The organism is Mesobacillus harenae (genome assembly GCF_013343715.1).
GTDB classification, from domain to species: domain Bacteria; phylum Bacillota; class Bacilli; order Bacillales; family Cytobacillaceae; genus Mesobacillus_A; species Mesobacillus_A harenae.
In genome coordinates, this window is sequence record NZ_JABUNR010000032.1 from 1 (window position 1) to 14345 (window position 14345).

The 14345-nt window shown below is 39.0% G+C and carries 14 protein-coding genes; all 14 read right to left on the reverse strand.

Annotated features, from left to right (window positions below):
- On the reverse strand, positions 1–977 hold a 977-nt coding region (locus tag HRJ06_RS22735; RefSeq protein WP_174735211.1), incomplete at its 3' end, for a 4-hydroxyphenylacetate 3-hydroxylase N-terminal domain-containing protein.
- 277 nt (positions 978–1254) lie between these two features.
- On the reverse strand, positions 1255–1506 hold the full coding sequence (locus tag HRJ06_RS22740; RefSeq protein WP_174735212.1) for a hypothetical protein: 252 nt from the start codon (positions 1504–1506) through the stop codon (positions 1255–1257).
- 18 nt (positions 1507–1524) lie between these two features.
- Entirely contained in the window at positions 1525–2982 is a 1458-nt protein-coding gene (locus HRJ06_RS22745) for an aldehyde dehydrogenase family protein (protein WP_277874722.1), read from the reverse strand.
- Positions 2983–2995: 13 nt separating this feature from the next.
- Positions 2996–4606, reverse strand: coding sequence for a UbiD family decarboxylase (locus HRJ06_RS22750; RefSeq protein WP_174735214.1), 1611 nt, complete (start codon positions 4604–4606; stop codon positions 2996–2998).
- A 22-nt stretch (positions 4607–4628) separates the two neighbouring features.
- Positions 4629–5981, reverse strand: a complete 1353-nt coding sequence (locus tag HRJ06_RS22755) for a UbiD family decarboxylase (protein ID WP_174735215.1) — start codon at positions 5979–5981, stop codon at positions 4629–4631.
- Positions 5982–6021: 40 nt separating this feature from the next.
- The gene (locus tag HRJ06_RS22760; RefSeq protein WP_197970079.1) at positions 6022–6861 is read right to left on the reverse strand and encodes an ABC transporter permease; all 840 of its coding nucleotides are present in this window, start codon (positions 6859–6861) and stop codon (positions 6022–6024) included.
- Positions 6862–6864: 3 nt separating this feature from the next.
- Positions 6865–7665, reverse strand: coding sequence for an ABC transporter ATP-binding protein (locus tag HRJ06_RS22765; RefSeq protein ID WP_174735216.1), 801 nt, complete (start codon positions 7663–7665; stop codon positions 6865–6867).
- A 58-nt stretch (positions 7666–7723) separates the two neighbouring features.
- Positions 7724–8767: an ABC transporter substrate-binding protein gene (locus HRJ06_RS22770; RefSeq protein WP_174735217.1), complete on the reverse strand. Its 1044-nt coding sequence runs from the start codon at positions 8765–8767 to the stop codon at positions 7724–7726.
- A 22-nt stretch (positions 8768–8789) separates the two neighbouring features.
- Positions 8790–9530: an isochorismatase family protein gene (locus HRJ06_RS22775; protein WP_174735218.1), complete on the reverse strand. Its 741-nt coding sequence runs from the start codon at positions 9528–9530 to the stop codon at positions 8790–8792.
- Between the two features lie 92 nt (positions 9531–9622).
- Positions 9623–11200 carry a sigma-54 interaction domain-containing protein gene (locus HRJ06_RS22780; RefSeq protein ID WP_174735219.1) on the reverse strand — a complete coding sequence of 526 codons (1578 nt, stop codon included), beginning with the start codon at positions 11198–11200 and terminating at the stop codon, positions 9623–9625.
- Positions 11201–11319: 119 nt separating this feature from the next.
- Positions 11320–11892 carry an amino acid synthesis family protein gene (locus tag HRJ06_RS22785; protein WP_174735220.1) on the reverse strand — a complete coding sequence of 191 codons (573 nt, stop codon included), beginning with the start codon at positions 11890–11892 and terminating at the stop codon, positions 11320–11322.
- A 22-nt stretch (positions 11893–11914) separates the two neighbouring features.
- Positions 11915–12586, reverse strand: a complete 672-nt coding sequence (locus HRJ06_RS22790; RefSeq protein ID WP_174735221.1) for a DUF4286 family protein — start codon at positions 12584–12586, stop codon at positions 11915–11917.
- A gap of 11 nt (positions 12587–12597) precedes the next feature.
- The gene (locus HRJ06_RS22795) at positions 12598–13776 is read right to left on the reverse strand and encodes an amidohydrolase family protein (RefSeq protein WP_174735222.1); all 1179 of its coding nucleotides are present in this window, start codon (positions 13774–13776) and stop codon (positions 12598–12600) included.
- Between the two features lie 131 nt (positions 13777–13907).
- Positions 13908–14345, reverse strand: a 438-nt coding sequence (locus tag HRJ06_RS22800) for a 4-hydroxyphenylacetate 3-hydroxylase C-terminal domain-containing protein (RefSeq protein ID WP_277874723.1), incomplete at its 5' end; no start/stop codon positions are given.

Sequence of the window (14345 nt, forward strand, 5' to 3'; positions counted from 1 at the left end):
AGCCCCTGAACTGGCGGCATTTTGATGGTCCCGGTTGTGGTGGTCATTCTCTTGACTAAGCCCGTAATAAATTGAAGTTTCGTTACAAAACGGATTTGAGCTTGTGTATTCCCAAAATTGTGTGCTGGTGTTTCGAAAAATTGTTTGTATGTTAGTTCAATATTTTTATAAGCGAATACATTTTCCCACGGGACGAAAACATCTTCTAAAACAGCCAATGCGTCGGTTTCATCAAAGCGAGTGGAAAGCGGGTAGTCATACACACTTGGCTTATCCGCTGCATAGCCGCGACGTAAATATAGTTTCAGGCCAGGGGTATTAATTGGAATCGCAACAGAGATCGCATAATTCTCATCACCAGGACGTAAAGGCTGGATGCATGTTAGGAATAAATAATCAGATACCGCACCGCTCGTTGCCAGCATTTGCGCTCCGCGAAGTACAATTCCATCCGGTCTTTCTTCATAAACACCTGCGGCCAAATAAGGATCTTCTTGTTCATGTGCTGGTTTGCTTCGGTCAATTTGCGGCTGAACAATGGCATAAGAACCAAACAAGTGGTTGTCTCTAGCGTGTTCATAAAATTTATTTACATTGTCTGCATACTGCTGGCCGGCTTTCGCAAATAATTCAGGTGAACTAACGAATCCCACTAGGAAGTTTGCGACGTGTTCAGGACTTCTGCCTACTAAACCATAGGTTAAATTCGCACTCTTTGTCATTGAAATTCGTTTTTCCTCTAGATCTTCCCTTGAACGCGGAATGATATAGGCTTTACTAACCGGCTTCCCTGTTTTAGGTGACAGATAAGTCATATCATTTTTCGGATCGGCAACTTGATCATACAAATTTGCCACAGTTTGCGAAATTCCTTTCAGAGCCGGGTGTGAAGTTATGTCCTTCACCAGCTCCCCGTCAATGAATACTTTTCTTCCGTCATTTAAACTCTTTAAGTAATCTTTTCCTGTTCTAATCATGTATTCGCCTCCAACAATTTAAAATATTCTAACTTTTCATACTATTACAATGCAAGTAACGTGCCAATGTTGAAAATTTACATGTTTTTTTAAATTGAAGATGTTTTATTGATTTTTCTATTGCATTTAAGAACGAATTATTTCCAAATATGAAAAAAACTAAAATAGTTTGCTAATTCGATTTGCAATCCATAAATGGGAGGATTCAGAAACGAACGATACCATCCCATCTTTGAAATATTTTCAAAAAATAAATCCCTATTAAAGGGATTCTCCACTAAAGTAAAAGCCATACATCACCATGTATTTCAAAAAAATGCAAATGATCTTTAATAGATTGGTCCATGTCATGGTAATCTAGTAATCCTAAATAGGACAGTTGATAGGAATCAATATTTTTAGATTCTAAGACGAGCTGTATTTTCTGTTTAGCGCTAGTTGGTGTGTTTTCTGCAGATGCACAAAAAGCGAAAGCCAGTTTTTCTGTTCCTAGAATTTTTAAAAAATAAACAAAGTCCTTTTTAGCCATGGTCCCCTCCCGCCATTCCTAATCCTCTAAAATTAAGTTAATCACCTTTGTTTCGCAATAACTTAACATTTCATCAATGGACTCTTCTCGTCCCAGTCCGCTATTTTTATAACCACCAAAGGGTAGCCCATCAAAATGTTTTGCAGTATGATTTATCCATATATAGCCTGCCTCAATTACGTTAGCGGTCTTATGAGCTAGATTCAAATCTTTTGTCCAAATACTTGCAGTCAATCCGTAATCAATGTCATTGACATCACCAATTAATTGATCGTAATCCTTCCACCGGAAAAGAGCCATCACCGGACCAAAGATTTCTTCCTTGGCAACCTTCATATCTTGGGAAACATTTGTTAATATAGCTGGTACCAGAAAGTTGCCTCTTTCTCCTTTTTCATCAGAAGGTCGTGTTCCTCCATACAAAACTTTTGCCCCTTCTCTTTTAGCTTCTTCAATTTTTGATTGAACAAACTCCAAATGCTTTTGTGAAATTAATGGACCAATATCAGTATTTTCGTCTAAGGGGTCTCCTAGCACAAGCTCTTTGGACTTTTCACAAAGCTCTTCAACAAATTCCTCATATATGGAATCATGTATAAAAACCCTTGAGTTTGAACCACAAGATTGACCTTGAACACTTCCATATCCCATCCCAATTAGGGAATATTTCGCTGCTTTGGGAACGTCCGCGTCTGGGAAGACAATCATTGGGTTTTTGCCGCCAAGCTCCAAACTTATGTTTTTAATTCCAACCTTCGCCGCATCTTCCAAAATTTTCTGTCCTGTTGCGGAGCTTCCTGTGAATCCAATCCGTTTTATTAAAGGATGCTGAACTATTGCACTGCCAGCGTTGAAATCACCGGTAATAATATTAATAACTCCTGGTGGGAAAATTTCTTGGATTAATCCTCCCAGAGCTAATGCCGATAAAGGAGTGTAGTCACTCGGTTTTAACAAAATCGTATTCCCCATCAATAAGGGGGGGATAATTTTTGTTGCTGCAAAGAGGAGAGGATGATTAAAAGGCACAATTCTAGCTACTACTCCGTATGGTTCATATTTGATGTAGTGTAAGTTTGAAGTATCACTAGACTCTCTAGTAAACCCGTTTACTGATGAGGCAAAGTGTATTGATTGATCGATCCGGGCCAATACATTGTCGACATCCCTATACATACCCTTGATAGGATTACCGCTGTTTAAGCTTTCAATAGTTGCAAGCCAATTCTTATTTTTTGAAATTGCCTCTCTGAATTTCTCAATGTAGTTAATTCGCTTTTTTATACCTAAACTGGCCCATGAGGGGAATGCTGCTTTAGCAGAATTAACTGCATTATTTACATCATTTCTGTTCGCTTTAGATACAAATGTTATTATGGATTGATCAGTTGGATTAATAATTGGCATTTCATCATTGGTTTTATGCCATTCCCCATTAATAAATAATTTCGTGTTTAACTGTGTTAGATCTATCATTGCACCGCTCCATTCATAGCTCCGTATTTGGCATTATGTCATTACGGCGTTCATTAACTAAACGCTTTCCAGTTTCAAAATAATCGCTTTTCGTTGCAGCTTCAGCATCCTTTTGAAATTTTTCATGCCAGATCCCAAGTGAATACCCATACCACGGCATTTCTGGCTTAAGTGGGGGCAAATTTAGCTCTTCCCATATTTCCTTAGCATTTTCCATGAATTCTTTAGTTGGTAAGGATACTGGAGGAAATGGTTCCTTTTTCATTGCATTCATTAACATTACTGAGTCATATGGACCGCCATGGCTTGCACGTGGACCATGCCCCCCATCAGTTCCATGGATAATCTGTACATCTGCGTGAGGTTTCATCCGATAGGACATAGCCCAAAAAACCGCATCCAGATTATCCGGATCGATATCGTCATCCACAGCAATAATAAACTTTCCTGATGCTGGCTGTAATGACGTTGTTGCCATTAATGCCCTCCAAATATCAGGTTCCTTCGCTTCACCCATTTGTAATATTATTAGTTTTCTTAGATTCGTTAATGGTTCGTGCATGACCACACGTTTTACGCTTTTAATACCGATCGTATCTCTTAGAAATTCTAAATAAGAAGCCTCATATGCTATCTTTTTTATTAAGCTGCTTTCACTTGGAGTTACTTGACTAATAATAGAAACTAAGATTGCGTCTTTTCTTCTAGTAATAGCCGTAACTTCTAAAAACGGATTGTATTCCTGCAAATTCACGTGGCCATGAGATTCTCCAAAAGGAGCTTCTGGTTCAAGCCACTCTGTATTGATATACCCTTCAATCACAATTTCAGATTCGGCAGGCACGAACAAATCAACGGTTTTACATTTTACTATATTAATAGGATGACCAACTAGTCCCCCTGCAATCGTAATCTCATCAACACCATGCGGGACTTTTTGAACGGCAGCAAATGCAACAGAAGGAGGCCCTCCCAACACAACAGCAACAGGGATTTTTTCACCGCGTGCCTGGTATTTCTTCCAGTGTTCATAGATACCTTGACCTAGCTCAATCGACGCATTCATACCCAATCTTACTGGGCTTTTCACTTGCCCACGATAATTTCCCATATTTTGGATTCCTGAATCAGGATCTTTAGTTATAAAATGTGAACAAGTAGTGAAAGGAGCAATATCAAAACCAGGGGTTGAAATAGGAATCGGTATTCCGTCTAGTCCATTTCCAGGTACCTCTAAGTCAGGACCTCGAATAATTATTTCATGTACTGGAGCTTCCTCGACAATCTTTGGATCAATTGGGTTCGTTTTTGCCCGGGACCATATCCGGTTAATATCTTTTAAATCGATATCTCCTCCCCCTAGGCCCAATCGGTAAATCTCTCGGTTAGCCGATAAAGCTCCAACTATAACAGGGATATCGTATTTTTTACCTTTTGAATCGGTTACATTTTCAAACAGAAATGCTTTACGGTCTTCTTCCTTAATTCCCCCACGAAACTGCCATCGAACGAGAGGATGCATTTCTGTATCCTTATTTATTTCTCGTGAAATTTTAATTAATTGATCATGGGATTCTAGTGCTTTTATGTGTTCTCTTAAATCTGCATATGAACGTTGGTTCATTACTTCATCTCCCTTTATTCCCTTAGAAGCTATTAGGCTCAGAGAGAACTCTCGATAAGATCTCTTCTGGTACTCCTGCCTTAACCCCGTATACCCCTTCTCGTTCATCCATTCTTAATGTAGCATCAACAATTACCTTACTGATGGTCTTATTAATTGACATTGGATCTACGGGGTTGGATTTCACATCCTTAATGATCTGAATATCATCATGTGCCCGTACCCTGGTTGCAATCGCCCATTCAACTTCTGTTGAGTTAAATAAATCCACATCATCATCTACAACAATTATATGTTTTAGTAAATCTTGATTTGCGATTGCAGCTAATGCTGCAAGCTTGCCTTCTCCTTCTGTTCTCTTCTTGATTGAGAGAATTCCATGGAATCGACAGACTCCTCCTTCGGGCATCGAAACAGCATGTAAGGTAGGTACTACTGCTCGGACCGCCTTATATAACGTGGCCTCTCTTGCAATAGCTCCTGTCCATAGATGTTCTGGATGATTACTGCCAACGATCATTTGAAACATTGGCCGTTTACGAGTTGTCATTGCTTGGATATGAACTACTGGGTTTTCACGTGCAGGGGAGTATGTAGCTGGGAACTCTCCAAAGGGCCCTTCCATATGGAGTTCACTAGGGTCAATTACTCCTTCAAGAACAATTTCCCCTTCGCTTGGCACCTCTAAATCGATGGTTTTACAGCGGGTCATTCTAACTGGCTCCTTAAACATTCCGCCCGCTATTTCTAATTCATCATTTGGGACAAGTAACTGGGAAGCTACCATGATTGCCGGATGGTTCCCAATTAATATTGCCACTTCTAATTTCTTGTTTAATTCTCCACAGCTTTGTAAAAAACTAAACAAGTGGGTAGGTGCCATATAACAGGCAATTTTATTAGCACCTAAAACTTGAATTCGGCAGATTGAAACATTCCTTCTCCCTGTTTCCGGGTGCTTGGCAATAAATACACCTGCGGATATATATCTCCCCCCATCCTTCTCGGAGATTACCGGTATTGGAAGGTCACGCAAAATATCAATTTCTTCCCCTTCAATTACCACCTCTTGAACCGGTGCATCCGATTCCTGCACTTTAGGGGCTATTGGATTATCGATTGCATTGACTAAGAATGGCTGGATCTCATGTTCCTGTAAGGCAAATGCATGACCAAATTTTTTTCTTGAGGTTAGTAAATTACCTATAATTGGAACGTCATATCCTTTTACCTTATCAAAAATAACTGTAGGACCATGCTTGTATTTCCATAAATAAGCTGCTGCTTCAAAATTCCAATCTACTTGTTTAGTGATATGAATTAAATCTTCGTTGTTTTTATAATTAGTTAATGCAGCACGTAAACTTTGTTCCATTTCATCACCTCCGCTAAAATTTGTTTATTCGTATGATCTGCTATTCATGTTTTTTCGTCATTTTGTCCTGCCATGGAGCCACAATACTTTCTAGTTTGCCAACAAGTGCTGTCAAACCGACCCCAAGGATCATAAGGATAATCACTGGCACAAACATCTTTGCCGTATCAAAGTTATTTCCTGAGTTGATAATAATTCCACCTAAGCCGCTAATAGAAGTGAAAAACTCTGCAATAACCATAGCAATTACAGCTTTTCCAACACCTAATCTTAGCCCTGTCATGATATGAGGTATAGTGGCTGGAATAATGATCTTACGCATTATGGCAGACTGTGAGGCAACGAAAGCAGTTCCCACTTCTATCATAGTTTTAGGTACTGCTTTAACTCCGTCAGTGGTATTTATAATGATTGGAAATATAGTTAACGTAAATACTATGGCTACTTTCACTCCAAACCCTAGGCCAAACCATAAAACAAATAAGGGTATTAAAGCCACCAATGGAGTGGCATAGCCAGCGATAACATATATGTTAATAGCAGATTCAACAATACGATATCTTCCTATCAAAAGACCAATAGGTATACCAACAACTGCTGCTAATAAATAGCCAACTGCTAGAGGCTGTACACTTTGCCCAAAAGCAGTAACCAATGTTCCACCTTCCATAAGATCAAAAAAGGCAAAAAATATTGCTGTTGGATATGAAGCAAAAATTGGATTTATTTGTCTCCCGAATATTTCCCATATCAACATAATAAGCACTAACGAAATAATTATTATATATATGTCTTTAATAGGTTTTCTTTTAGAGCTCATCTTATTTATCTTAGAAACCTGATCTTTTCTTGTAGTTATTACCGTTGATCTTCCTTCCATTTTCTACACCCCCACTGTTGATGAAGCCGCTGTCTTAAGGGCTTTCCAGATATAATAGCGTTTTTGGTTAAACTCATCTGAACCTTTAATTGCAATCACATCATTCCTAGGCCTTTGGATGTTTATATCAACAATTTCATGGATCCTTCCTGGATCGGGAAACATTACGACTACTTTATCAGCGAGTAAAACTGCTTCATCGAGGTCATGTGTAACAAAGATAATTGTCTTCTTAGTTTGCTCATGAATTTTCAATAACTCATCTTGTAAGGTTTCTCGTGTTTGTGCATCTAATGCGCCAAACGGCTCATCCATTAATAAAACATCGGGGTCGATCGCAAGGGCACGTGCTATTCCAACCCTTTGTTTCATACCGCCCGATAATTGAGTCGGCCTATGATTCATCGCATCCTTTAGTCCCACTAACTCTAGATAATACTTAGCTGCTTCTCTTCTTTCCTGGGGAGAAACTCCTTTAACCTCAAGACCGAATTCTACGTTTTCCAGTGCAGTACGCCACGGCAGCAGCTCTGCATGTTGAAAGATCATACCCCGATCATACCCTGGACCAGTTACTTGCTTCCCTCCAACTTCCACGATGCCAGAAGACTGGTTTTCAAGCCCCATTATTATTCTTAACATGGTCGTTTTACCACAACCACTCGTTCCGGTTAGGGCGATAATTTCACCTTCCTGTACAGAAAATGATACATCCTGTAGAGCCGTTATTCGGTCTTCTATTCCTTTTGAGGAAACGATGAATTCTTTTGAAATTTGCCTTACATGAACCTTTTCGTTAGCCATTGTTCTCCTCCAATCATAGAGGAGGTTCCCCCCCCCTCTATATTTTCTTAATTTTTCCTTACTCGATTTCAGCCATTTCTAATGCTTTTTTGCGGAATGATTCATCAATAACCGTATTTAGATCAACTTTCTTCTCAATAGATCCAAGTTCGAATAAAAAGTCTTGAAGCCATTCGATTCGGTCAACTGGTATTTCACTCTTTGGTGATAAGTAGCCTTTTTCCTTTACTTCATCGTAGATGGAATTTATACGCACGTTATCCTCTGGTACATCAATTGTTTTCGCAGCCAACTTGATGGCCTCATCACGATTGTTTAAGGCATAGGTCAAACCTTCCATTTCACCTGCTAAAAATCCTGCCGCAGCATCTGGCTTCTCTGTTAGTGCTTTTTCACTGGAAACAATTACAAACCTTGGATACATTGGAACGATATCGGCAGCATAACCTAGGACATTAATACCGTCCTTCTCAGCTTGGGGTACGAATTCGGAAGCAGAGGCAATGGCGTCTACCTTCCCACCCATTAACGCTTGGTAACGTTGAACATCTCCACCTGCGTTCACGAATGTAACTGATGCCGGGTCTAGGCCTTCTTCCATCAACATTGCTTTTACAATAATCTCCGGTAATGCACCAGGCTTGGAGATACCAACAATCTTGCCCTCTAAATCCTTGAAGCTTTTAATCTCACTATTTGTATATAATGCATATGGCATTCCAGGCATAGTGGAACCAATAAATTTTAGTTTTGCACCTTTGTTAATAGCATTAATTGAAGCTGCAGGATTGGCTTCCATCGAATCAAGCTCTCCGGCAATAAGTGCTTGAATCATCGTTGCATCCCCTTCAAATTCCATAAATTCAACTTCTACTCCATGCTTTTTAAAATAATCTTTTTCTTTAGCCATTAAGATAAAACCTGAATCCGCTTTGGCACTAACAATCCCATGTTTCCATTTAACAAGTTCTTTTGTTTCCTCACCCTCACTTTCAGAATTGGAACTTGAACTAGAATTTGTATTTGAACTTGAACAGGCACTGATCACTAGAATTAAAGCAAAAATAATAATTTTTATACCAAACCATTTTTTATTTATCATCTAAATCCCCCGATTCCCTATTTTATTTGATTGCTTTAAGAGCAGGCATCTTTTCAGCAAATAACCCTTTAGAACACGAGCGAAGATAAGTAACTGCCTCGTTTAACTCGATGACATCAGCGTATTTTTGATTCATGTCAAAAAGGTTAATCTTATGCGTGGTTTGGCCTCTATCAAACGTACATTCTTCGACAATACTAACTTTAAAATTGTACGAGAAGGCGTCTATGACAGTAGCCCTCACACACCCGCTAGTTGTTGTTCCACATACAATTAAGGAATCAACTTGAAGGTCGGTTAAATATGAAAGTAATAATGTACCGAAAAAAACGCTTGGCTTGCCTTTTGTGATTACAATATCATGGGGCTCTGGTTCGATAACTGGAACTATCGTATTACCATTGACTTCACTCTGAGATCTATCTTCTGATCTTCTAGAATTTTTATCAGCCCACCGCCCAGAATCAAATCCGTCTTTTCTCGGTTCCTGACCCGTGCTATATATAATGGGGATATTTTTATCTCTTGCTTCGGTTAACAGTTCCTTTATTCTATTGACTCCTTCCCAGCCTTCATCCCCACAGCTATTTCTCCACTTCTTTATAGACTCCAAGATTGGCTCGGGTTTGTCGCCGACGAAGTTATAATTCACATCAATTACCAATATAGCAGGACGATTTCCGAATCCCATTCTTTTTCCATAACCTGATTGTGCAAAAACCTGTTTGTCACGCTCTGTTAGAACATCATGCAAATCTGTCATTTACAATCCCCCCTTATTAATACCTTTCATTGCAAAAACTTCGCCTTTCATCACCTCCTCTTATCTAGATTGTTCAGAAAATTCAAACTATTTTATTTAATCCTTTCTATATAATCACTGTTAGAATTATTTATTTTTCGCCACAAGGTGGTTGTGCTAACGCCCAGTTGATTAGCAGCTTCTTGCTTATTGAACTGTGTCTTAGCCAGGACTTCTGAAATATACTCTTGTTCAAACCTTTTAATAGCTTCATCTAAGGATTGGTTATAGTTAATTTCCTTTACTGTTTGCCTTTCTTCATTAAAAATATAATCCGGTAAGTGATCTACCTCGATAAATCCTGCATCAACTACATTTATTGCTCTTTCAATCGCATTTCTAAGTTGTCGCACATTCCCAGGCCACTGATATTTTAATAACTTATTCATTGCCTCATGACTGCATCCAGTAATTCGCTTATTCAGAAGGATATTGTATTCTTTAATAAAGCTGTTCACTAGAACCTTAATATCCTCTTTTCTTTCTGCTAACGATGGAATATCTATTGGAATAACATTTAACCGGTAATAAAGATCTTCTCTGAATTTCCCTTCTTTAATTAGCTGTTTCAAATTTTTATTTGTCGCAGCTATGACACGGACGTCTACCTCAAATGTTTTTGAACTTCCCAATGGCATGATTTCTTTTTCCTGAAGGACTCTTAATAGACGAGTTTGTAATCTATGATCCATTTCAGCAATCTCATCTAAAAAGATCGTCCCTTTATGTGCTTCAATGAAAAGTCCGTTTTTCCCAGTAGGATTTGCTCCTGTGAAACTTCCTTTCTCATATCCAAAAAGAATACTTTCAATTAAGTTTTCAGGGATAGAGCCACAATTTATCGCGACAAATTTATGATTCTTTCTGCTGCTTGCATTGTGAATAGAGTGTGCAAATAATTCTTTACCAGTACCGGATTCCCCAAGTAATAAAACAGGGGAAATACTTTTTGAAACTCGTAAACTCAATTCCTTTGCCTTGCGAAGAGTATCACTCTTTCCGATAATGTCATCAAAATTATACTTAGCATTCCCCTCTTTGTTTATTTCTTGGTCAAGGGTGTCGGGAGAAAGTGTACTTAATTCAAGCCCTAGCCCTTTACTAATCGGGATAAGTATACTCTTTCCTCCAGGAAGGACGGAGGACTGTATAACATGGGATTTATGTAGTGTCATAGATGAGTAGGCGTCTTTATTGATTTGGCCGACTAGTTCATTATTGGAAGTTCCATCATGGTTAATACTATGAATTACTTCACCAATCTCGTTAAATATAGATGCCTCCCCACCAATGACATTTGCAATTAGTGGGAGTGATTCCTTTAGTGAATATTCAATTTGGGTTTGTCTATGTTTTTTACCATCGTCTGTAACGATTAATGCAAATTGACCTATTGGTATTGCCCAAATCCGAGCACCTTTTGCTAATTCAGATGGACCTGATAGGACTTTTCCTTGTTTAATTGATTCCTCTCCCAATCCCAATCTTCGATTTTCCAAGATTCCTATCGAATTTCCATTAGCATCAATCACCCTTAGTCTGTTCCCAGTGGAATCTGTAATGGCCACAAACCCATCTGTTAATTTTGCAATGATCGGTAAGGCATGTATTAAGACGTCCTGAACATTCATATTGCCACCCCTAAAACTATTTCATCTACTGGTTCAAACATTAATGGGATTATATAATCCTATGATACCTATTTGGTCCTTTTCGGACCATGTAGCTGTCAGATAAACTAACATACCTTTCAAACTAGTCCGTCTTCTTTTTTCGCTTCATCTTTTGTAATACCACCTACCCTTGCATTAATTCTCCCACGGTTCGCTACACAACAGATCACTGCAATTTCATCTGGAAGCGGGGCATCATGCAAGGTTAAAGACATACCATCATAGTGAGAACGGACATATAAAGCATCTTTATATGCTAGTGGAACATCTACTGTCTGTCCTGTAGAAGCGCGTTTTGTCATTGAAGAAACCCACGCTTTCCCACCTCCTACGTTGTCTCGAAGTATATTTCCAAAGATAGTCGTTAGCATGGCCACTCCGTGCTCTTGCTCGCCATTAATGCCAACCACAGCAGCCTTCCCATAACTTTCGACAGGATAGTCTCCCATTGCCTCGACCGCCTTTTTTGTTACTAGTTGTGCAATCTCGTGGCTAGAATCTATCAGCAATTGCAAACTTTCATGGTATTGTCCTGCCAAAGGGTTCTTAACAACAGCTACTACTCCAACTTTTCGTAATGGCAGTCCATCAGCCTGCCCTAGCTCACTGTAACTTTCTTCAACGGATGTGTATATCTTTCTTACTTCCATCTAATATCAATCCTCTCTTTGATCATTTTATATTGGTGGCACTAAAAGACTTTATTAATTCAAACATCATGTATTTCCCATTGAACCAGTCTTCTTTTGCTAACTTATCTCTCCAAGGAGACTTGCGGGCCTCTTTCCTTTCTGCCGAATCAAGAACCTCTATATTTTTCAAATAATGTAAGGCTATATGTGTCCAATTTTCTGGTTCTCCATTCTCAATCCGGTATCTTCTACATGCAAGCCAATCCTGATTTTTCAGGAGTGTTGGAACATGATCTTCGACATACCAATCATTAAACTCAGCTTCCCTACTCGCTGGAACTTGGAACATCACTGGATAAAGGATGGGTGCATCGTATGGGTTCCCTTCTATCTTTTCATTGATTTGTTCGCTGATTAGGTTTCCTGTATAGCGTGTAAACCCATTCACAGAAGATAGCATCCACTTAGTTAGATCACTTGGGTTTTCTTTTACCTCTCTATATGCTGGACCTTTCATCACGTCAATTTCGTTCATTTCATAAACAGCTAAATATTTCAAACTATTAAGTTCTTTGTACCTCCTTGCACATTGGAAGCCCTTAACATTCATTCGTAATGGAATGTGTTCTGTATCGTACCAATCATTAAATTTGGTTTCCCAATCTCGTTCAGGAATCATTTCCGAAAAAAGAATCGAATTATTTTTTGTCATATGCTTCTCCCTTACATCCAGACTTTTAATTTTTCACTAATAACCTTTGTTCTTTTTATTGGCGGTGGGGTATTACGGCTCGTTATATAACGTAATTCTCCAGCAGTGAAACATCCTGAAATAGCAGGGATATCTCCATTTTCAATAGCATCTAAAGCATTATTAGTACACCCTCCAAGTGGAGCATCAATTACCAATAAATCAGCAGGTCTACCTTCCTCAATGATTCCTGCATCTAGACCATATGCTTTTCCGACATTCCCTGTTGCAGCGGCAATCATGATTTCAGGAGCTGTCCTTGACATGCTTGCTAACTCTACCACTGACTTTATGACTGCCAACGGCATTACCCCAGTGCCGGTTGGTGTATCACTTGCAATTAACAATCGTTCAATTTGATTCGATTGCTTTACTAGTTCAACTGTTCTAAGGGCAGAACGGAAATTTCCAGCTTGAACAATTTGCAAGACTATTTTTGATTCATAAATAACTCTTTCTAAGTCCGAATTACTTAATGCAGTAGGACCACCATTAATATGTCCGCTTACATCAGGCAGCATTTCCAATAAATCCTCTGCAGTAACTGGTGATGAACCAGGTATGGATGCTCCGCCAGTATGGCACATCACCTTATAGCCATGCTTTTGTGCCATACGGACAATTTCTGAAACGTCTCTTGGACGTTTAAATGCTCCAAAACCTGCCTTGGCTAACCAAACGCCTTGTTTAGCCAACTCTATAAAATCTTCTTCAGTTAAACCTGGCTCTAAGATTACAGATCCACCATGAATTGTCATTCCCCCAGGATGAAAATCTTGAAAGCACCTTTGAGCCATTAATGCTAACGCTTTTACTCCCGCAGGATCACTTGGTCTCCCAGGGGCATGAACCTCACTTGCAGTTATGGAACGTGTTATACCTCCATGAGTGTAACTTTCTAAAAAATCAACAGTCTTTTGTCTTGGCGTATAGTCCCCAAGTACTACATGAACGTGAGAATCTATTAAACCAGGTATTATTGTTGAATGATTTGCATCCAATACAATATTGCAATCTTGTAACTTAGTGTTGTCGTTCCCAATGTGGATAATTTTTCCGGCTTCCATAACAATTAACTCAGCATTATTTATGAAAGGATTATGAAGATCTCCAGTAACTATTCTTCCTATATTAATAATTGCAGATTTCAAATTTGAAACCCCTTTCAGCCTGTATTTATCCAAAACATAACAAATATTCTGAATCTTGTATATATTTTCTTATTAGCATTCGCAGCATGATAATAGGGATAACTAGTCAAGATTCTATTGTTATATATCTTTTAGACTATAGTTTTTCCTTGTTCAGTTTCTATTGTCTCTTGAAGTGAATAGCTATCCAAACACTCTTGAACTAGGTGATCTGCTTCCTCAAAACCATAATTTCTAAAGGCCTGCCCCTTGACAACGAAGGGAGGTCCCCCATAAAATCTCTCATACTGCTGATGACGTCCTGCAAATTCTGATCCGATAATATCCCATGCTAATTTGTAAAGCTGCACTCTTTGTTCAGCCGGGACTCCTGGTGATTGGACATAGCGCTTAATATCCTTTGCCGTCTCTTCATTAACAAAGTCCTTATAAGAGGATGGCAATTGGATTAAGCCGCCGCCCGCTAATTCTCTGGCAATTTCTAAAACACTATTGTTGATTTCCGGCTGCATCGCCATCGCACTATACAAAAACCTCGGATTTGGTACATAAACTCCATTTTGATTCGG